This is a genomic window from Caulobacter sp. 17J65-9, assembly GCF_010975005.1.
Classification (GTDB): Bacteria; Pseudomonadota; Alphaproteobacteria; order Caulobacterales; family Caulobacteraceae; genus 17J80-11.
In genome coordinates this window covers 1-18,423 of the sequence record NZ_JAAIVC010000062.1, presented here as the reverse complement: position 1 = coordinate 18,423, position 18,423 = coordinate 1, and the positions used below count along the sequence as shown (strand labels likewise).

Below are 18,423 nucleotides of genomic sequence, written 5' to 3'. Positions count from 1 at the left end.
GGCCGCGCGCGGTGCTGGCCTTCTACTACGGCTGGTGGGGGCTGGCGGCGACGTCCGGCGCGCGTCGGCACTGGGGGCCGCCGGACGGCCAGGGCGTGGCCGGCGCGGCGCACTTTCCGCAGGGCGGGCTCTACGACAGCCGCGATCCGGACGAGCTGGTCCGCCAGCTCGCCGTGGCGCGCGCGGCCGGGATCGACGGCTTCATCGCCAGCTGGTGGGGACGCGGCGGCTTCGAGGACGGGACGCTAGGCCTGCTGCTGCGCGCGGCCGAGCGGGCGCCCTTCAAGGTCAGCGCCTACTACGAGACCAGCGGCGCGGGCCCGCGCGCGGGCGAGGCGGCGTCGGCGCGGATCGCGGCGGACCTGGACTGGCTGGCGCGCCGGCACATGACCTCGCCGGCCTGGCTGACCGTGGAGGGCCGGCCGGTGCTGTTCGCCTACGAACGGGTGCTGGAGGAGGTCGAGCCGCAGGCCTTCGCCGACGCGGTCGCGCGGGTCGCAGCCGGCGGCGGGCCGCGGCTGTTCACCGTCGGGCCGGCCGAGTTCGCCCAGACGCGGCCCGAGCGCGCGCCCTTCTTCGACGCCCTGCACGCCTATTCGGTGGTGCGCGAGACCCACGAGGTCGGGTCCCGGCGGCTGTCGGCCGCGGCGGAGCGGATCTATCGGCAGCAGGTGGCGGCGGCCGGTTCGGCGCTGGCCTGCGTGAGCGTCTCGCCCGGCTACGACGACCGTGAGATGCCCGGCCGGCCAGATCCGCGCCAGGTGCTGAAGCGGCGCGACGGCGCCACCTACCGCGTGCTGTGGGACGCGGCGATCCGGGCCTGGCCCGATTGGGTGCTGATCACGTCCTGGAACGAGTGGCACGAGGCGACCGAGATCGAGCCCTCCGTCGAGAACGGAGGACGCGAGCTCGAAACCACGCGGGAGATGGCCGGGCGGTTTCGAACCGCTTGAGGTAGAGCGCGACAGGCGCCGAAACCGGCGACCACTTTCGGCTGTCGCGCTCTAGCCGACTTCCTTCAGCACGCCTTCCAGGCCCTGCTCACGCACCTTGCGATACAGGGTCGAGCGGCCGATGCCGAGGCGGCGCGCCACCTCCGACATGTGGCCGGCGTAGACCTCGATGGCGTGCTGGATGAGGTCGCGCTCGATCTCTTCCAGGGTGCGCAGGTGGCCGTTGTCGCCCAGGATGCGCACCGGCGCGTCCGGCATCGGCGGCAGGATCGAGGCCGGATGCTCGGAAGCGGCGGCCGTGACCTGCGCGTCGTCGTCCAGGGCGGTCAGCGGCGCCTTCACGCCGGAGACGGCCGGGAAGTCGTGCGGCTGCAGGAAGGCCCCGTCGGCCAGCACGATGGCGCGGTAGACGGTGTTTTCCAGCTGGCGGACGTTGCCGGGCCAGTCGTAGGCGCACAGCAGGGCGAGCGTCTCGGGGCTGGCGCCGGCGATGCGCTTGCCTTCCTCGACGTTGAAGCGGCGCACGAAGTGCTCGACCAGGGCCGGGACGTCCTCGCGCCGTTCGCGCAGGGCCGGGGCCTCGATCGGGAACACGTTCAGCCGGTAGTACAGGTCCTCGCGGAAGCGGCCCTCGGCCACCGCCTGCGACAGGTCGCGGTTGGTGGCGGCGATGATCCGCACGTCGACCTTCACGGCGCGCTTGGAGCCGACCGGGTCGATCTCGCGCTCCTGCAGGGCGCGCAGCAGCTTGACCTGCATTTCGAGCGGCAGCTCGCCGACCTCGTCGAGGAACAGGGCGCCGCCGTGGGCTTCCTGGAACTTGCCGAGGTGCTTGTCGGTCGCGCCGGTGAAGCTGCCCTTCTCGTGGCCGAACAGGATCGACTCCACGAGGTTGGCGGGCAGGGCGCCGCAGTTCACGGCCACGAACGGCTTGCCGGCGCGGTCGGAGGCGCCGTGCACGGCGCGCGCGATCACTTCCTTGCCGACGCCGCTTTCGCCCAGGATCAGCACCGGAATGGCCGAGGCGGCGGCGCGTTCGCCCAGCTTCTTGACCAGGCGCATGGGGCCGGACTGGCCGACCAGGTCGTCGAAGCTGGTGCGCCCGCCGACGTGCTTCTTCAGCCGGTCGACTTCGGCGACCAGGTCGCCGGTCTGCAGCGCGTTCTGGATCGAGACCAGGATGCGCTCGGGGCTGGCCGGCTTCACGAAGAAGTCCTGCGCCCCGGCCTGCATGGCCTTGACCACGGTTTCGATGCCGCCGGTCGCGGTCAGGACCACGATCGGGGTGCGCACGCCAGACGCGCGCGCTTCCTTCAGCGTGTCCAGGCCCGACATGCCGGGCATGACGAGGTCCAGCAGGACCACGTCGGCGCCGCCGCCGGTGGTCAGGCGATCGATCGCCTGACGGCCGTTCTCGGCGTGCACGACCTGGAAACCCTCGCGGTCGAGCACGGCCTGGATCAGACGGCGCTGCGTCGGGTCGTCGTCGACGACCAGAACGGTTTTAGCCATGGAGACTCCACCCACCACCTGGATGCCTCGCCTCTTTGGGCGTGGCTCGTTTTGCGGTGTTGTACGCGGCGGGGGTGAAGATCGGGTTTAAGCCGCGACCTCGATTCCCGGATTGGGAAGACGTCAGTCGGTCACGGGCGCGAAGGTCAGCTGACGCCCGTCGCGGGTGGTCAGCAGCAGGACGCCGCCGGCGGCGATCCGGTAGCCGGTGGTCTCCTGCAGGGCGGACAGGAAGACGTTTTCCTGGTGGGTCACGGCGGCTGCGCAGGCGTTGCGGGTCGAGCCCAGCTCGCTGAGCGTCAGCCCGTCGCCGACGCCCTCGCGCCGCCACGCGCCCGACCAGCGGTTGCAGCCACCGCGTCCGGACGCCCGCCCGTCGGCGTCAAACCGCAGCGTCACCGCGGAGGCGTCGACCAGGCCGCGCGCGTTCATGTCCTGCAGGCGCCATTCTGCGGCGGTCAGCGGATCCGCCGGCGGCGTGGCCTGGGCGTTCGTGCATCCGCTGAGGGCGGGCGCGAACAGCAGGGCGAGCAGGGGCAGGCGCACAGCTTCTCCTAACGCTAATGCTTGCACAGGACGTCGGCCAGGAAGGCGACCCCGCCCTCGGTCTCCAGCTGGTTCCAGGCCGCGTCGGTCCAGCCGCGGTTCCGGCAGAAGGCGTCGGCCGTCCGCCGGGCGCAGGCGGCGGTGGCCGCGCCGCCGGGACAGGCGCGCACGCGCTGGCCGTTCTCGCGGGGCGCGCGGAAGAACTCGCTGGCCATGCCGCGCAGGGACGGACCCGGGTCGCCGCCTCCGCTTCCGCCGCCTTCGCCGGAGACCGGCCGCATGGACTGCACGCGAACGCCCAGGCCCAGCAGGCCGAAGTTGGAAGAGGACTGGGTCGCGGTCACGCACTGGCCGCGGTAGTTCGTCTGACTGCAGAACTCCCAACGGCCACGGTCGATCCGAACGCTGCGCACCGGCCAGGCCAGCCCCAGGTCGGGCCGGGGCCCGGTCACGGTGACGGCGGAGCCGCTGAAGTTGCGATCACGGAAGATGGTCGCCTGCGCACCGCCCGGCGGGCGAAGCATGCGCTCCTGCGGATTGTCCTGGGCGGCGAGACCGCCGGCCGCGGACAGGGCGGCGACGAAGGCGAGAACAATCGGACGCACGCGACGCATGCTCGCTCTCCGACAGGGAGGACGCGGCAATGACCCTTAGGGGGTCTGGGAGGTTCCGCGGACCACGGTTATGTGTCTGGGCATGAACGCCCCCCTGCGCCCCCAAGCCGAGCCGCCCGTCTGGGATCTGTCCGACCTGTACGGCGGCCCCGACGACCCCGCCGTCGCCCGCGACCTGGAGGCCGGGCGCGCCCTGGTCGCCGATCTGGCGAAGATGGAAGGCGGCTTCGTCGCCGCGCGGGCCGAGCCGGCGCGCCTGGGCGAGGCGATCGACCGGGCCGTGACGCTGTATGAGCACATCACCGAGCGGCTGGGCGGGATCGCCGCCTTCGCCTCGATGGCCGCTACGGTGGCGCGCGAGGACGCAGGCCTGGCCAAGTTCGAGGCCGACGTCCGCGCCAAGGTCTCCGCCATCTCGGCCGACACCCTGTTCCTCACGCTGGAGCTGAATCAGCTGGAGGAGGCCGAGCTGGAGGCGGCGCTGGCCGCCGTCCCCGCCGCGGCGCGCTGGCGCCCCTGGCTGCGGCGCGTGCGGCTGAACCGTCCGCACGAGCTGTCGGCGGAGCTGGAGCGCATGCTGGTCGACCGCGCGCCGGCCGTGGCCCAGTGGACCCGCCTGTTCGACGAGACCCTGGCGCGCATGCGCGTGCCGGTCGGGCGCGAGACTTTGACCCTGAACGAGGCCCTGACCCGCCAGTCTGATCCGGACCCGATGAAGCGCCGCGCCGCCGCTGACGGCCTGGCCGAGGCCCTGGCCCAGGCCACGCCCGTGCTGGCGCTGAGCCTGAACACCGTGGCCGAGGAGAAGCGGGTCGAGGACCGCTGGCGCCGTTTCGCCGATCCGGCCGCGCCCCGCCACCTGGCCAACGAGGTCGACGCCGAGGCGGTCGACGCCATGGCCGAGGCGGTGGCCGAAGCCTATCCGCGCCTGTCGCACCGCTATTACGCGCTGAAGGCCCGGGTGATGGGCAAGAAGACGCTGGACTACTGGGACCGCAATGCGCCGCTGGAGAAGGCCGCGCCGCGCAGCTACGGCTGGGACGAGGCCAGGGGCGTGGTGCTGGACGCCTTCGGTCGCCTCGGCCCTGAGTTCGCGGATCGGGCCTCGACCTTCTTCGAACGGCCGTGGATCGACGCGCGGCCGCGGCCCGGCAAGACCTCGGGCGCCTACGCCCATCCGGTGACCGCCGACCGCCACCCCTACGTCTTCATGAACTTCATGGGCGAGCGGCGCGACGTGCTGACCCTGGCCCACGAGCTGGGCCACGCCGTGCACCAGACCCTGGCCCAGCCGCTGGGGACCCTGCTGGCCGACACGCCCCTGACGCTGGCCGAGACCGCCTCGATCTTCGCCGAGGGCCTGGTGTTCGAGAAGCTGCTGGGCGAGGCTGGGCCGGCCGAGCAGCGGGCCCTGCTGGCCGGCCGCATCGAGGACGGGCTGAACACGGTGGTGCGCCAGATCGCCTTCCACCGCTTCGAGGCCCGCTTCCACGCCGCGCGCCAGGAAGGCGAGGTCTCGGCCGAGCAGATCGGCAAGCTGTGGCTGGAGGTGATGGGCGAGAGCCTGGGCCCGGCCGTGACCCTGAACGCCGGCTACGAGCACTACTGGGCCTATGTCAGCCACTTCGTGCACGCGCCCTTCTACGTCTACGCCTACGCCTTCGGCGACCTGCTGGTTTCGGCCCTGATGGAGAAGCGCCGCCAGGATCCGGCCGGCTTCGCGCCGCTCTACGAGGGGCTTCTGGCCGGCGGCGGGGCGAAGACCTACGTCGAGGCGCTGGCGCCCTTCGGCCTGGACCCGCGCCAGAAGGCGTTCTGGCAGGCCGGCTGCGCGCGCCTCGAGGGCCTGATCGACCGCTTCGAACAGCTGGTCTGAGCGTCGTGGCCGGCGACGATCCCGAACGCGACCGCCTGACCGGCCGGGTCAGCCGCTTCGCCCGGGTCGGCGCGGGCCTGGGCGTGGCCGGGGCGGGCTATGGCGCGAACCTGCTGTTCGGCGGCGACGCGGCCGGCGAACGCAACGCGCGTCTGGTCAAGGAGGCGCTGGGGCGGCTGAAGGGGCCGCTGATGAAGGCGGCGCAGATGTTCGCCACCGTCCCCGACCTGCTGCCGCCGGAGTTCGCCAAGGAGCTGCAGGAACTGCAGACCAACGCCCCGCCCATGGGCTGGAGCTTCGTGCGCCGGCGCATGGCCGCCGAGCTGGGGCCGGACTGGGAGACGAAGTTCGGCGGGTTCGAGCGCGAGGCCGCGGCCGCCGCCTCGCTGGGCCAGGTGCATCGGGCCACGGGTCTCGACGGCCGGGCGCTCGCGGTGAAGCTCCAGTACCCGGACATGCAGTCGGCGGTGGAGAGCGACCTCGGCCAGCTGCGCTTCGTGTTCGGACTGTTCAAGCGGCTGGACGGCACGATCGACCCCAGCGAGATCGCCGAGGAGGTCGCCGACCGGCTGCGTGAGGAGCTCGACTACGGCCGCGAGGCCCGCCACATGGCGCTGTACCGCGCCTTCTTCGACCGCCACGACGACATCGCCGTGCCCGAGCCGGTGTTCAGCCTGTCGACCCGGCGGCTGTTGACCATGGAGTGGCTGGAGGGGCGAGGGCTGCTCAGCTTCAAGGCCGCGCCGCAGGCGACCCGCAACCGCATCGCGCGCCTGCTGTTCGAGGCCTGGTGGTCGCCCATGACCCATCTGGGCGTCATCCACGGCGACCCGCACCTGGGCAACTACACCTTCGCCGGCGAGGCCGACCGGCTGAACCTGCTGGACTTCGGCTGTGTACGGATCTTTCCGCCGGCCTTCGTGGGCGGGGTGGTCGACCTCTACCGGGCGCTGATCGCCGGCGACCGCGACGCCCAGGCCGCGGCCTACGAGGGCTGGGGCTTCAAGGGGCTGACCAACGACCTGATCGACGTGCTGAACGTCTGGGCCCGGTTCATCTACGGCCCGCTGCTCGACGACCGGGTGCGCACGGTCGCCGACGGCGTCTCACCCGGCGAGTACGGCCGGCGCGAGGCCTTCCTGGTCAAGCAGGCGCTGAAGGAGAAGGGGCCGGTGACCATCCCGCGCGAGTTCGTGTTCATGGACCGCGCCGCCATCGGCCTGGGCGCGGCCTTCCTGCATCTGGGCGCGGAGCTGAACTGGCGGGCCTTGTTCGAGCGCTCGCTCGAAGGGTTCGAGACCCAGGCCCTGGCGCGCCGCCAGGCGGCGACGCTCCAGGTCGTGGGCCTCGCCTGACCGCTTACTCGGCGGCCACGACGCCGTGGATGTTGGTCGGCGCCGCGCCGCCGCCGTCGTTGTGGACGATCCTGTAGAGGAAGCCGCCGGACGGCTGGACCGGCTGGTTCGGGAGCTGGCGGCCGAGGAAGCCGGCCGGGTCGACCTGCTGGCCGTTGCGGCGGATCTCGAAGTGCAGGTGCGGGCCGGTCGAGTGACCGGTCGTGCCGACCTTGCCCAGGGTGTCGCCCGCGCCGAGCGCGGCGCCTTCCTGCACGCTGATCGCGCTGAGGTGGGCGTAGAACGAGGTCACGCCGTTGGCGTGCTCCACTTCGACGAAGCGGCCGTAGCTGGAGCTGTTGCCGGTGCGCAGCACGCGGCCTTGCGCGGCGCACGCCACCGGCGAGCCCATCGGGGCGGCGAAGTCCACGCCCTCGTGCGGACGGGTGCGCTTGCCCAGGGTGCGCATGCCGAACAGCGAGTTCATCGCGAAGCCGCGCATCGGCGAGGAGAAGAACACCATGGTCGGGGCCAGCTTGTCGCTCGTGGCCTTCGCCGCTTCCTGCGCCTTGTTCCAGGCGTCGGTGTAGGGCGTCGAGGCGGCCTCAGGCTTGGCGTACGACGGCGTGTAGCGCGCGGCGCTCGCGTACTGCGCGGCCGGGGCCGGCGCGGGGGTGTAGGTCTGGTTGGCGGCGCGCGCCACGCGGTCGCCCAGCGCCTTGGCCGGCGCGGCGTACGTCTGGGCCTGAGCCTGGGTCTGCGCGGCCGCGGCGGCGCTTACCGGCTGGGCGTACGACTTGGTGCTGTACGAGTAGTAGGGCTGGCTCAGCGGCTTGGCCTCGGCCGGACTGGCCGCGACGGCGGCGGTCAGCGAGCCCGCGAGGAGCACCACGCCGGCGCCGAACAGCGCGCTGGCGCTCATCATGTTCTGCTTGGAATTATCGCAGGCTTTAACACGCGACGTCATAAATACGCTCAACTCCGGACACGACTCGCTGAGAGGACTGGAGGCCGTCTCAGTCTGTTGCTGACTATTTCGGTCAGTTGATGAGGTGAATGTCGCCGATAACGCCGGTCGCTCACAGGCGGCGAGTTGTCTCAGTCTCGGATCTTTCAGCGATATCGGGCGTTTGGGGCCGCGCTTGCGACGCGTATGCCTGAAATGATCAGGTCGTTCTTTTCCGAAACTGCGACATGTTGTCGATCACGACCTAGCGTCGATCACGCGCCCATAGCGCGTCCGGGAAGTCCGGCCGGGCGGCTGCGTCCAGCACGGCCTCCATGCCGTAGGCCGCCGCCAGCGCGCGCACGATGCGACCGTACTCCGGGTAGGAGCCCGCCGGCGTGCGCCCGCCGCCGATCTCCGCCCGCAGCGCTTGCGCCGAGAGGGCGGGGCCCTGGTCCGGGAACTGGCCGGCGCAGGCCACGGCGAAGCCCTCGTAGAACCAGGCCGGCCCCATGGCGTCGATCGTGCCGAACCGGGCCCGCGCCCAGTTCTCGTGCGCCTTGTGGGTCAGCTCGTGAGCGATCAGCTGGCGGTAGGTCTCTTCGCTCCAGGGCGCGTCCGGATAGAGGCTGCGCCACAGCCGTTCGTAGGCGTCGCGGCTGATCACGTAGAGCGTGCGCCCCTCCACCGTGCCGGAGAAGGTCGGCGGGATCTCCGCGACCGGAATGCGGTGGCGGCGCGCCAGCACGCGCCGGGCCTCGTCCGGGCTTGGAAAGACGGTGACGTCGTCGACCAGCCGGTCCCACGGCGGCTCCAGGCCGTAGCTGCGGAAGCAGGCGACCACGTCCTGCTCGGCGGCCTGGACATCTGCCTCGAGCTCGTCGCCGGCCGGCGCCGCGGCGGCGGCGGGCAGGGTGGCCAGCGCCGCGGCCAGGAGCGCGCCGAGGGCGAGGATGATCCTGGGCGTGCGTCGGCGCATCCGGTCCCGGCGAGCTGCTGTTCAGCTTAAACGCCCGGGAGGCGCGATCGGCTGCACAGCCGTCAGGCGGCCGCGCGCTTTTCCTGATCGGCCGGGGTCACGCCCAGGAACCTCCAGATCCGGTCGTAGACGCCGTCGCGGACCAGGGTCGAGTGGTCGCTGCCGTGCATGCGCTCGAAGCGCTTGGGCTGGCGGGCCAGCGCGTAGAGCCGCTCGCCGTAGCGGACGTCGATGACGCTGTCCCGGTCGCCGTGCACGACCAGCACAGGCACCCGGACCTGGCCGATCCAGTCGCGCGAGCGCAGCTGGTCGCGCATCAAAAGGCGCACCGGCACGAACGGCGCCCGGTCGGCGGCGACGTCCACGGCGGCGGTGTAGGGCGCTTCCAGCACCAGCGCGCGGGCTGGCCGCTCGGTGGCGAGCTTCACCGCCACGCCGCTGCCCAGCGAGAAGCCGTGGACCACGATCTGGTCGGGGGCGTAGCGCTTGGCCAGCCAGTCGTAGGCGGCGCGCGCGTCCTCGTGCAGGCCCGCTTCGCTGGGTCGGCCGGTCGAGCCGGAATAGCCGCGATAGGCAGGCGCCAGGAAGCCGACCCCGGCCTTGGCGATGCGCCGCCAGCGGCCCTTCTGGACGCTGAGCGAGCCGCCTTTGCCGTCGAAGAACAGGATCACCGGCCGACCGTCCTTCGGCGGCAGGTACCAGGCGACCAGCCGCTCGCCGTCGGCGGTGTCGACATGCACCACCTGGATCGGGACGCCGTCGACGGCCGGGGCGCGCTCGACCGGATCGGGCGAATACATGAGTGAGCGCTGGAAGACGAAGCCGCCGGCGAGCAGCAGCAGGTAGAGGCCGGCGAGCGTGGTGGCGGCCCAGATCACGATCTCGCCGGCACGGCCCACGTCACAGCCCCTTGAGGATGCCCTCGACCATCTTCTTGGCGTCGCCGAACAGCATCATGGTGTTGTCGCGGAAGAACAGCTCGTTCTCGACGCCGGCGTAGCCCGAGCCCATGCCGCGCTTCACGAACAGCACGGTGCGGGCCTTCTCCACGTCCAGGATCGGCATGCCGAAGATCGGCGAGGCCGGGTCGGTCTTGGCGGCCGGGTTGGTCACGTCGTTGGCGCCGATCACGAAGGCGACGTCGGCGGTGGCGAACTCGGAGTTGATGTCCTCCAGCTCGAACACCTCGTCGTAGGGCACGTTGGCCTCGGCCAGCAGCACGTTCATGTGGCCCGGCATGCGGCCGGCGACGGGGTGGATGGCGTACTTCACCTCCACGCCCTCTTCCTTCAGCTGGTCGGCCATTTCGCGCAGCGCGTGCTGGGCTTGGGCGACGGCCATGCCGTAGCCGGGGACGATGATCACCTTGGAGGCGTTCTTCATGATGAAGGCGGCGTCGTCGGCCGAGCCCTGCTTCACCGGCCGGGTCTCGACCTTGCCGCCCGCCGCGGCCGCCCCGGCGTCGGCGCCGAAGCTGCCCAGGATCACCGAGATGAAGCTGCGGTTCATCCCCTTGCACATGATGTAGCTGAGGATGGCGCCCGAGGAGCCGACCAGGGCCCCGGTGATGATCAGGGCGATGTTTTCGAGCGTGAAGCCCAGCGCCGCCGCCGCCCAGCCGGAATAGCTGTTCAGCATGGACACCACGACCGGCATGTCGGCGCCGCCGATCGGGATGATCAGGGTGATGCCCAGCACCAGGGCCAGGCCGAAGATGGCCCAGAAGGCCCACACCGCCTGGCCGTGGCTCATGACCAGCAGGACGACGAGCGCGACCAGGGCCGCGCCCAGGACCAGGTTCAGCAGGTGGCGGGCCGGCAGCAGGATCGGCGCGCCGCTCATATTGCCGTTCAGCTTGGCGAAGGCGATCACCGAGCCGGTGAAGGTGATGGCGCCGATGGCCACGCCCAGGGACAGCTCGACCAGAGACTGCAGCTTGATCCCGCCGTCGCCGGCCAGAATGCCGAAGGCGCCGGGGGAGTAGATCGCGCCCACGGCCACCAGGCAGGCGGCCAGCCCAACGAGCGAGTGGAAGGCGGCGACCAGCTGGGGCATGGCGGTCATCGGCACCCGCCGGGCGATCAGCGCCCCGACGGTCCCGCCGATTGCGACCCCGCCTGCGATCATGCCCGCGGTCGCGGCATCCAGCGCGCCCTGGCCCCACAGGGTCAGCAGCGTCACGCCGATGGCGATGGCCATGCCGACCATGCCGTAGGTGTTGCCCTTGCGGCTGGTCTCGGGGCTGGAGAGGCCCCGCAGGCTGAGGATGAACAGGACGCCCGAGACGAGGTAGGCGAGCGCGGCGATGCTGGCGTTCATGCGATGGTCCCCCCGAACCTCGTCGTCGTTACTGCGTGAGCGGGCCGGAGACCCGGTCTGAATTTTCCACGCGCCATCTGCGTCGGAGCAGGTCCGGATCCGGCAGAAGGAACAGGGCGTAGGCGAGCGCGAAGCCGAGGAACGCCCAGTGATGGAGTTCGAAGACGCCTACCTTTTCCGGGGCCTTCGTCGCGGCGTCGGCCAGGGCGGTGATGTTGCGCTCGACCAGTTCCCGGCTGTCCGCCCGCAAACGGTCGTCGGACAGCGGGTTCGAATAGACCTCGGCCATCAGCCTGACCGCTTCTCCGCCGGATTTGCGGCGGTCGGCGACATAGGCGTTCGCTTCGGAAATCGTCGACAGGCTTTCGCGCTCACGCTCCTCGTTCCGAGCGTAGTCGCCCAGGCAGCTGGCGATTGAGATTCCGAGCACCGCTGAGACGCCGAGGCGAGTGGACAGCCTTCGCCTGTTCGGGTTCCTCCGGACGACTCCGGCGGCGACGAAACCGGCCAGGCTCGCCAGGCCGATCCCCCAATTAGCGATCTCAATCGGGGTCATCGTCCTTCGCTCCAGGCGGAAGGACGGAAAGGAGCGGGGACGCCGGCTCCAAAGCTGTGCTGCGGCGTCCCCCCATTCATGCTCAGAACACCGTCAGCTTCATTTCCTGACCGACGTTCTCCGCGGTGACGCTCTTGGCGCCGCCCTTGGTGATGGTCAGGACGACCGGGCCGGCACCGGCCAGCTTGGTCAGGCTGCAGCGCGCGCCCGACGGGGCCGGGATGGTCCCGGCGTTCGGGCCCTTGGTCTTCACCGACACGCTGTTGGACATGATGCCGTCGACCTTGGTCGCCGGGAACTTGCAGTGCAGGGCGTAGGACGTGTCCTTCGACGCCGTCACCTTGTAGGGCATGCCGGGCTTCGGCGCGTCGGCCGAGGCCGCGCCGGCGACGAGAGCGGCGCCGGCCAGGGTGGCGACGAAAACGCGGGAAATCACGGAAGTCACTGGTACGTCGTCCTTTCGGAGGAAGAGATGGCCGCCACCTAGCCCGAGGACGGCGCCCGTTCCATGGCGCCTCACGTCGCGCGCTTGCGGCGGCGCAAAGCGGTGACCGCCTGCAGCAGCACGGCCAGGCTCAGGAAGCCGATCGCCAGGCCGGCGTGCAGCCCGCCGGGGCCCGGGCCGGCCGCGCCCTCGCGCAGGAACAGCGGGACCTGGGTCAGGGCGATGCCGGTCAAGAGCAGGCCGGCGGAATTCCACAGCCGGCTGTGCGGCCGGTGCTTGATGAAGCTGTAGGCGTAGGCGCCGACCGCGCCGAGGGCGGCGAGCCAGCACGTCCAGGTGAAGGCGTTCAGGACCAGGTCGGAGATCATTTTCGGGCGTCTTTCTTGCGGTACATCGCCAGCATGCGCTGGGTGACCAGAAAGCCGCCGAAGATGTTGACGCTGGCTAAAGCCGTCGCCACCGCGCCGGCGCCCTTGGAGATCCACGCCGCCGTCCCGCCCGCCTGGCCCGCCGTCGCCGCGGCGGCCAGCAGGGCGCCGACCACGATCACCGACGAAATGGCGTTCGTCACCGCCATCAGCGGGGTGTGCAGCGCCGGAGTGACGCTCCACACCACGTAGTAGCCGACGAAGATCGCCAGCACGAAGATGGCCAGGCGGAAGACGGTCGGGTCGACGGCGTGCTCCATGTCAGTCCTTGTCCTTTCGGGCGGCGACGTTCAGCTCGACCAGGCGCTCCAGGCGCTCGTCAATCGACACCAGCAGCCAGAGAACGCCGCCGGCCGAGAGCACGATGGCGAGCATGAAGAAGGCGTTGGACAGGCTGTCCAGCACCGCGCCCAGGCGGTCCGGAGAGTCGGTCGTGATCGCGACTGTGGCCAGGTCGGTCACCGCGCTCAGCACGGTGGCGGCCAGCACGACGACGGCGACCCACTTCAGGTACCGGCGCAGCGTCTGCGCGCGGATGAAGCCGAGGTGGAAGTGCGGATGTTCGCGGGACATTGGAGCGTAAGCCTTCAGACTGACACGGCGACGGCGTCGCCGGTGTGGGTGCGCGCGCGGGTCATGCCTTCAGGCCCGCGTGAACGATTTCGCCGCCGCGGGTCACGCAGGCGGCCTTGAGGATTTCGTCTTCGAAGTCCGGCGCCAGGGCGCCGTCCTTGGCCAGCAGGCCGGTGAAGCTCAACAGGTTGCGGGCGTAGAGCGCCGAAGAGTCGGCGGCCACGCGGCCGGGCAGGTTGGGCCAGCCCACGATCTTCACGCCGTTACCGGTCTCGGCGACTTCGCCCAGGCGCGCCAGTTCGCAGTTGCCGCCCTGCTCGACCGCCAGGTCGACGATCACCGAGCCCGGCTTCATCGAGGCGACATGGGTGGCGCTGACCAGCTTCGGGGCCGGGCGGCCGGGGATGAGCGCGGTGGTGATCACCACGTCCTGCTTCTGGATATGGGCGGCGACCAGCTCGGCCTGCTTGGTCTTGTAGGCGTCGCTCATCTCCTTGGCGTAGCCGCCGGAGGTCTCGGCCGCCTTGAACTCCTCGTCCTCGACGGCGACGAACTTGGCGCCCAGGCTCTCGACCTGCTCCTTGGCGGCGGGGCGGACGTCGGTGGCGGTGACCACGGCGCCGAGGCGGCGCGCGGTGGCGACGGCCTGCAGGCCGGCGACGCCGGCGCCCATGACGAACACCTTGGCGGCGGCGACCGTGCCGGCCGCGGTCATCATCATCGGGAAGGCCCGGCCGTAGACCCAGGCCGCCTCGATCACCGCGCGATAGCCGGCCAGGTTGGCCTGGGAGGACAGCACGTCCATCGCCTGGGCGCGGGTGATGCGCGGCACGAATTCCAGGGCGTAGGCGGTGACGCCCTTGTCGGCCAGCGCCTTGACGGTGTCGCGCTCGCGGAACGGGTCCAGCATGGCCGCGACGCTCGCGCCGCTCTTCAGCGCGGCGATCTCGTCGGCCTCGGGGGCGCGCACCTTGAACAGCAGGTCGGCGGCGGCCGCGGCCGCGCGCGCGTCGGGGACGATCTTCGCCCCGGCCTCGACGTAGGCCGCGTCGGGAATCGACGCCGAAAGCCCGGCGCCGGTCTCGACCAGCACCTCGGCGCCCAGCGCGATCAGTTTCTTGACCGAGTCCGGCGTGGCGGCGACGCGCGTTTCACCCGCGCGCCGTTCCTTGGTCACGGCGATAGCAAATCCCACGCCCGTCCCCCGCTCGACTCGTGGAGCGACGTTAGGCAGCCGAACGCGGGTCGTCCAGACCGCCGAATTGGGAGCGCGCTCGCGCTCCCGCTCAGTGCTCGGCGAACGGCTTCTTGCGCAGGTACCACCAGCCGCCGACCAGCAGCACGCCGGCGGCGATTGCGGCCGGGATGAAGCCGGCGCCGACCGCGAAGCACACGGTCAGGAACAGCAGGACGACCGCCGTGAACAGCGAGCCCCACTTGGTCAGGGCGGTGAACAGCTCGTAGGTGGACTTCTGCTCCGAGATGTCCATATCGCCGCGGTGGTAATCGTGGGCGGGGCCGGCCATGGCGGCGGTCTCCGTAAGCGGGTGATCGATCGGGCGCGGACTATAGTCAGGAAGCGTCGGCGCTCAAGCTTCTCTTGAGCCCTCCCGCGGCGAGACGTCGCGTCCTATATGGCGACCGGCGTTCGCTGGAGGGATGGGATCATGCGCTACAACCGGATGGGCCGCACCGGCCTCTACGTTTCCGAGATCTGCCTGGGCACCATGACCTTCGGGGGCGGCCAGTCGGCCGGCATGTGGAAGGCCATCGGTCAGCTGGAGCAGTCGGGCGTGGACGCGGTGGTCCGCCGCGCGCTCGACGCCGGGGTCAACTTCATCGACACGGCCGACGTCTATTCGTTCGGGCGCTCCGAGCAGTTGCTGGGCCAGGCGCTGAAGAACCTGGCCGTGCGCCGCGAGGACGTGGTGGTCGCCACCAAGGTCTATGGCGAGATGGGCCCGGGTCCGAACGACCGGGGCGCCTCGCGCGGCCACATCATGGATTCGGTCGAGGCCAGCCTGCGCCGGCTGCAGACCGACCACATCGACCTCTACCAGATCCACGCCACCGACCTGATCACCCCGGTCGAGGAGACCCTGCGCGCGCTGGACGACCTGATCGCCCAGGGCAAGGTCCGCTATGTCGGCGTCTCCAACCAGCAGGCCTGGCGCGTCGCCAAGGCCCTGGGCGTCAGCGAGCGGCGCGGCTGGGCCCGGTTCGAGACGATCCAGGCCTACTACTCCATCGCCGGGCGCGACCTGGAGCGCGAGCTCGTGCCGCTGATGCGGGAGGAGCAGCTGGGCCTGATGGTCTGGTCGCCGCTGGCCGGCGGCCTGCTGTCGGGCAAGTTCGGCCCCGGCGCGCCCGAGCCGGAAGCTGGAGCGCGCCGCGCCACCTTCGACTTCCCGCCGGTGAATCTGGAGCGGGCCTGGCCGTGCGTGGCGGTCATGCGTGAGATCGCCGGGAAGCACGGCGTGTCGGTGGCCCGGGTGGCCCTGGCCTGGGTGCTGTCGCGGCCGTTCGTGACCAGCGTGATCATCGGCGTGAAGACGGTCGAGCAGCTGGACGACAATCTGGCCGCCGCCGACCTGACCCTGTCGGCCGAGGAGCTGGCGAAGCTGGACGAGGTCAGCCGCCTGCCGGCCGAGTATCCCGGCTGGATGGTCGAGCGTCAGGGCGCCGGGCGCGTGCCGCAGCCCTTCCAGCGCAGCGGAGACTAAGCTAGGCCTTGGGAGAACCGCGATTTCTCGGAGTCTCTCATGCGTCTGCCCCGTCGCGCCCTGCTGGTCGGCGCCGCCGCCCTCGCCGTCGCCAGCCCGGCGGCGGCCGAGGAGGCCCCGATAGACAAGGGATTTCCCTACCTCGAGCAGTACCTGAAGCTGCCCGCCGGCGAGCGCGACCGCTTCGCCCTGGCCTACTATCTCGCCCGCGACGGCAAGCCGGCGACCGGCGTGAAGGTCTCGATCGTCGACGGGGCGGCCCAGACGCCGGTGCCGCTCGGGCCGAAGGGCCGGATGGAGCGGCTGCCCACCCTGGCCCAGCTGCAGTCGAAGACGGCCAAGGTGGTGATCGACGCGCCGGAGGGCGCGAAGCTGGCGCTGACGCTGTCGATCGAGCCCAACGTGCGTCCGGCCGCTGAAATGAACGCCGCCGATCTGGCCGCGTCGGTAGCCCAGGCCGCGCGCGGGGCCAAGAAGGCGGCCGGGCTGATCGGCTTCGCCGTGCCCAAGCTGCAGAAGGTCCGCATGTACGGCGGGACGGGCGGTCAGGCGGTGTTCGCCGACGGCTCGGCGCGGGCGCTGCCGGTCGAGAAGGGCGCGGCGGTGTTCGATCCGGCCGTGCTGAAGGGCGCGGTGAAGCTGCGCTTCACCGCTGCGCCTGAGCGGTTGGTGATCGCCTGAGGTGCCGCCTCAGCCTTCGTAGTGCGGCTGGCCGTGCTGGCGCAGCAGCAACCAGCCAGCGCCGTAGCCCGCGGCCGGGATGGCGATCAGCGTCAGCACCACCGACCAGAGCGGGTAGGGCACGCCGTGGGTGGCGACCATCGCGCTGACCAGCACCACGCCGGCGGCGGCCCAGCCCGGCCAGGCCACGCCTTCGTGCGACATCCGGATGCCCATCAGCGACGCCACGAAGGCGCCGAGGCCCCAGGCGACCGCGGTGAAGAAGGCCGCGCCGGCGGGCAGGCGTCCGGCCAGGGACTTCAGGCTCGCGGGGTCGGTGCGGTCCACGTCCGGCGGCCAGGGGAACACGTAGTCGGCCACCGCGCTCAGCAGCAGCGCCAGGCAGACGCCGACGACGACACCGGCCAGCACCGACAAAACAGTCCTGAGCATTGAGTACTTCCCCCGACTTGCCGCGACCGTGGCGGCCCACGGGGGCCGCGTCAACACGCTTCGCGCGCCGGGTGCGACCGGTGGGAGGCGACAGGGCGCGAACCCTGTTATGAGGGAAGCTCGACCAGAGCGCGACAGTCGAAAGTGGAAGCCGGTTTCGGCGGCCGTCGCGCTCTGAATCCGGGGCATGAGCCTTCTGTTTCGAATGCCTCGAAACAGAAGGCGGGGGGTGAAACGGGCATGGACGTCGCGTTGAAGTTGGAAGGCGTCTCAAAGCGCTACGGGCGCTTCGAGGCGGTGAAGGACCTGAGTTTCGAAGTTCCGCGGGGCGCCATCTGCGGCTTCCTGGGCCCGAACGGGGCGGGCAAGACCTCGACCATCCGCATGATTCTGGGCCTGAGCGCGCCGAGCGCGGGCCAGATCACGGTGCTGGGCGGCGAGGGCGGAAGCGGCGTGCGCGACCGCATCGGCTTCCTGCCGGAAGAGCGCGGCCTGTACCGCAAGATGACGCCGGTCGACGCCATCGCCTTCTTCGCCGGCCTGAAGGGCGTGCCGCTGGGCGAGGGCCGCAAGCGCGCCAAGAAGCTGCTGGAGGCGCAGGGTCTCGGCGCGTCCATGAAGAAGCCGATGAAGGCCCTGTCGAAGGGCATGGCCCAGAAGGTCCAGCTGATGGCGGCCATCGCCCACGAGCCGGACCTGGTGATCCTGGACGAGCCGTTCTCCGGCCTCGACCCGGTCAACCAGCAGGGCCTCGAGGACGTGATCCGCGACCTCGCCGATCGCGGCACGACGGTGCTGTTCTCCACCCACGTCATGCAGCACGCCGAGCGGCTGTGCCGGCAGGTGGTGCTGCTGGCGCGCGGCGAGAAGGTGTTCGAGGGGACGGTCGAGGCCGCCCGGGCCCGCGCGCCGCGCTTCCTGGAGCTGGAGGGCGCCCTGGCGACCGACGCGGTGGCCGGTCTGCCCGGTGTCGCCGCTGTCGAGGCGGCGGGCGATCCCGCCACGGGCACGGCGACCTACCGGGCCACCCTGGCCCCGGGCGCGGCCCCGCAGGAGGCGCTGAAGACCGCCTTCGCGCGCGGCCTGGACGTGCGCCGGTTCGAAATGAAGGAACCGACCCTGCACGACGCTTTCATCGTTCTTACCGGAGGTCGCGCGTGAAACGCATGCTGCTGATCGCGCGTCGCGAGTACTTCGCCTACGCGCGCACCGTGGGCTTCTGGCTGTCCATGCTGGCCCTGCCGGCGTTGATGCTGCTGGGCGGCATGATGCCGGCCATGATCAAGAACGCCGCGCCGACGCGCACCGTCGCAATCGTCGACTTCGCCGGCGGCCAGCAGGCCGCCCTGACCGCCGCCCTGGACGCCCGCTATGTGACGGCCCAGGCCAAGGCCATGCGCGAGGCCGCGGTCACCGAGGCCGGCGAGCCGGGGGCCGACGCCGTGCGCGAGGCCGTCGACCGCGACGGCCTGGACGCCGGGCTGGCGGCGCTGAAGCGGGTCGCGC

At 71.2% G+C, this 18,423-nt stretch carries 21 protein-coding genes and 1 pseudogene; 7 read left to right on the top strand and 15 right to left on the bottom strand.

Features of this window, described 5'->3' with window-relative positions; translation table 11 throughout:
• Positions 1 to 953 (top strand): hypothetical protein (locus tag G3573_RS11165; protein WP_205598199.1); only part of this gene is annotated, 953 nt, incomplete at its 5' end.
• A 51-nt stretch (positions 954 to 1,004) separates the two neighbouring features.
• On the opposite strand, the gene G3573_RS11160 is transcribed toward G3573_RS11165, so the two are convergent.
• The 3 genes from G3573_RS11160 to G3573_RS11150 form a co-directional block, all read right to left on the bottom strand.
• The gene (locus G3573_RS11160) at positions 1,005 to 2,465 is read right to left on the bottom strand and encodes a sigma-54 dependent transcriptional regulator (RefSeq protein WP_163261167.1); all 1,461 of its coding nucleotides are present in this window, start codon (positions 2,463 to 2,465) and stop codon (positions 1,005 to 1,007) included.
• 123 nt (positions 2,466 to 2,588) lie between these two features.
• A complete protein-coding gene (locus G3573_RS11155) occupies positions 2,589 to 3,011 on the bottom strand; it encodes an META domain-containing protein (protein ID WP_163261166.1) in 423 nt (140 codons plus the stop codon).
• 14 nt (positions 3,012 to 3,025) lie between these two features.
• Positions 3,026 to 3,625 (bottom strand): beta/gamma crystallin-related protein, encoded by a 600-nt coding sequence (locus G3573_RS11150; protein WP_163261165.1) that lies wholly within the window; start codon positions 3,623 to 3,625, stop codon positions 3,026 to 3,028.
• Positions 3,626 to 3,707: 82 nt separating this feature from the next.
• Between G3573_RS11150 and G3573_RS11145 the strand changes: the two genes are divergently transcribed.
• The gene (locus G3573_RS11145; RefSeq protein WP_163261164.1) at positions 3,708 to 5,501 is read left to right on the top strand and encodes a M3 family oligoendopeptidase; all 1,794 of its coding nucleotides are present in this window, start codon (positions 3,708 to 3,710) and stop codon (positions 5,499 to 5,501) included.
• A gap of 5 nt (positions 5,502 to 5,506) precedes the next feature.
• Positions 5,507 to 6,856: an AarF/UbiB family protein gene (locus tag G3573_RS11140; RefSeq protein ID WP_163261163.1), complete on the top strand. Its 1,350-nt coding sequence runs from the start codon at positions 5,507 to 5,509 to the stop codon at positions 6,854 to 6,856.
• 4 nt (positions 6,857 to 6,860) lie between these two features.
• Here the strand turns inward: G3573_RS11140 and G3573_RS11135 are convergent, their stop codons facing one another.
• The 11 genes from G3573_RS11135 to G3573_RS11085 form a co-directional block, all read right to left on the bottom strand.
• Positions 6,861 to 7,802, bottom strand: coding sequence for a M23 family metallopeptidase (locus tag G3573_RS11135; RefSeq protein ID WP_163261162.1), 942 nt, complete (start codon positions 7,800 to 7,802; stop codon positions 6,861 to 6,863).
• A gap of 244 nt (positions 7,803 to 8,046) precedes the next feature.
• Complete coding sequence (locus G3573_RS11130; protein WP_163261161.1) at positions 8,047 to 8,760, bottom strand: hypothetical protein; 714 nt, start codon at positions 8,758 to 8,760, stop codon at positions 8,047 to 8,049.
• 62 nt (positions 8,761 to 8,822) lie between these two features.
• Entirely contained in the window at positions 8,823 to 9,659 is an 837-nt protein-coding gene (locus tag G3573_RS11125; protein WP_346427370.1) for an alpha/beta hydrolase, read from the bottom strand.
• Between the two features lies 1 nt (position 9,660).
• Entirely contained in the window at positions 9,661 to 11,079 is a 1,419-nt protein-coding gene (locus tag G3573_RS11120; RefSeq protein WP_163261160.1) for an NAD(P)(+) transhydrogenase (Re/Si-specific) subunit beta, read from the bottom strand.
• Positions 11,080 to 11,107: 28 nt separating this feature from the next.
• Positions 11,108 to 11,635: a hypothetical protein gene (locus G3573_RS11115; protein ID WP_163261159.1), complete on the bottom strand. Its 528-nt coding sequence runs from the start codon at positions 11,633 to 11,635 to the stop codon at positions 11,108 to 11,110.
• An 82-nt stretch (positions 11,636 to 11,717) separates the two neighbouring features.
• Positions 11,718 to 12,071, bottom strand: a complete 354-nt coding sequence (locus G3573_RS11110; RefSeq protein WP_163261158.1) for a hypothetical protein — start codon at positions 12,069 to 12,071, stop codon at positions 11,718 to 11,720.
• Positions 12,072 to 12,151: 80 nt separating this feature from the next.
• Entirely contained in the window at positions 12,152 to 12,448 is a 297-nt protein-coding gene (locus G3573_RS11105) for a hypothetical protein (RefSeq protein ID WP_163261157.1), read from the bottom strand.
• On the bottom strand, positions 12,445 to 12,768 hold the full coding sequence (locus G3573_RS11100; RefSeq protein WP_163261156.1) for an NAD(P) transhydrogenase subunit alpha: 324 nt from the start codon (positions 12,766 to 12,768) through the stop codon (positions 12,445 to 12,447). Before G3573_RS11100 ends, G3573_RS11105 begins: the two co-directional genes overlap by 4 nt.
• Position 12,769: 1 nt before the next feature.
• Complete coding sequence (locus G3573_RS11095) at positions 12,770 to 13,081, bottom strand: hypothetical protein (RefSeq protein WP_163261155.1); 312 nt, start codon at positions 13,079 to 13,081, stop codon at positions 12,770 to 12,772.
• A gap of 61 nt (positions 13,082 to 13,142) precedes the next feature.
• Positions 13,143 to 14,276 carry a Re/Si-specific NAD(P)(+) transhydrogenase subunit alpha gene (locus tag G3573_RS11090; RefSeq protein WP_163261154.1) on the bottom strand — a complete coding sequence of 378 codons (1,134 nt, stop codon included), beginning with the start codon at positions 14,274 to 14,276 and terminating at the stop codon, positions 13,143 to 13,145.
• Between the two features lie 91 nt (positions 14,277 to 14,367).
• On the bottom strand, positions 14,368 to 14,607 hold the full coding sequence (locus tag G3573_RS11085) for an aa3-type cytochrome c oxidase subunit IV (protein ID WP_163261153.1): 240 nt from the start codon (positions 14,605 to 14,607) through the stop codon (positions 14,368 to 14,370).
• A gap of 141 nt (positions 14,608 to 14,748) precedes the next feature.
• On the opposite strand from G3573_RS11085, the gene G3573_RS11080 reads away from it, so the two are divergent.
• Together G3573_RS11080 and G3573_RS11075 are read left to right on the top strand one after the other, a co-directional pair.
• The gene (locus G3573_RS11080) at positions 14,749 to 15,804 is read left to right on the top strand and encodes an aldo/keto reductase (protein ID WP_163261152.1); all 1,056 of its coding nucleotides are present in this window, start codon (positions 14,749 to 14,751) and stop codon (positions 15,802 to 15,804) included.
• A gap of 39 nt (positions 15,805 to 15,843) precedes the next feature.
• Positions 15,844 to 16,485: a hypothetical protein gene (locus tag G3573_RS11075; RefSeq protein WP_163261151.1), complete on the top strand. Its 642-nt coding sequence runs from the start codon at positions 15,844 to 15,846 to the stop codon at positions 16,483 to 16,485.
• A 9-nt stretch (positions 16,486 to 16,494) separates the two neighbouring features.
• Here the strand turns inward: G3573_RS11075 and G3573_RS11070 are convergent, their stop codons facing one another.
• Entirely contained in the window at positions 16,495 to 16,917 is a 423-nt protein-coding gene (locus G3573_RS11070) for a hypothetical protein (RefSeq protein WP_163261150.1), read from the bottom strand.
• Positions 16,918 to 17,157: 240 nt separating this feature from the next.
• On the opposite strand from G3573_RS11070, the gene G3573_RS11065 reads away from it, so the two are divergent.
• Positions 17,158 to 18,078, top strand: a complete 921-nt coding sequence (locus tag G3573_RS11065; protein ID WP_163261149.1) for an ABC transporter ATP-binding protein — start codon at positions 17,158 to 17,160, stop codon at positions 18,076 to 18,078.
• A gap of 5 nt (positions 18,079 to 18,083) precedes the next feature.
• Positions 18,084 to 18,423 (top strand): annotated as a pseudogene (locus G3573_RS11060) (ABC transporter permease); the annotation flags it as partial.

Bases quoted from the DNA above. Each gene is read 5' to 3' on its own strand.
- G3573_RS11075 (WP_163261151.1), top strand. From the start codon at position 15,844: ATGCGTCTGCCCCGTCGCGCCCTGCTGGTCGGCGCCGCCGCCCTCGCC.
- G3573_RS11095 (WP_163261155.1), bottom strand. From the start codon at position 13,081: ATGTCCCGCGAACATCCGCACTTCCACCTCGGCTTCATCCGCGCGCAG.
- G3573_RS11130 (WP_163261161.1), bottom strand. From the start codon at position 8,760: ATGCGCCGACGCACGCCCAGGATCATCCTCGCCCTCGGCGCGCTCCTG.
- G3573_RS11145 (WP_163261164.1), top strand. From the start codon at position 3,708: ATGAACGCCCCCCTGCGCCCCCAAGCCGAGCCGCCCGTCTGGGATCTG.
- G3573_RS11135 (WP_163261162.1), bottom strand. From the start codon at position 7,802: ATGACGTCGCGTGTTAAAGCCTGCGATAATTCCAAGCAGAACATGATG.
- G3573_RS11065 (WP_163261149.1), top strand. From the start codon at position 17,158: ATGGACGTCGCGTTGAAGTTGGAAGGCGTCTCAAAGCGCTACGGGCGC.
- G3573_RS11120 (WP_163261160.1), bottom strand. From the start codon at position 11,079: ATGAACGCCAGCATCGCCGCGCTCGCCTACCTCGTCTCGGGCGTCCTG.
- G3573_RS11115 (WP_163261159.1), bottom strand. From the start codon at position 11,635: ATGACCCCGATTGAGATCGCTAATTGGGGGATCGGCCTGGCGAGCCTG.
- G3573_RS11085 (WP_163261153.1), bottom strand. From the start codon at position 14,607: ATGGCCGGCCCCGCCCACGATTACCACCGCGGCGATATGGACATCTCG.
- G3573_RS11100 (WP_163261156.1), bottom strand. From the start codon at position 12,768: ATGGAGCACGCCGTCGACCCGACCGTCTTCCGCCTGGCCATCTTCGTG.
- G3573_RS11160 (WP_163261167.1), bottom strand. From the start codon at position 2,465: ATGGCTAAAACCGTTCTGGTCGTCGACGACGACCCGACGCAGCGCCGT.
- G3573_RS11080 (WP_163261152.1), top strand. From the start codon at position 14,749: ATGCGCTACAACCGGATGGGCCGCACCGGCCTCTACGTTTCCGAGATC.
- G3573_RS11070 (WP_163261150.1), bottom strand. From the start codon at position 16,917: ATGCTCAGGACTGTTTTGTCGGTGCTGGCCGGTGTCGTCGTCGGCGTC.
- G3573_RS11105 (WP_163261157.1), bottom strand. From the start codon at position 12,448: ATGATCTCCGACCTGGTCCTGAACGCCTTCACCTGGACGTGCTGGCTC.
- G3573_RS11150 (WP_163261165.1), bottom strand. From the start codon at position 3,625: ATGCGTCGCGTGCGTCCGATTGTTCTCGCCTTCGTCGCCGCCCTGTCC.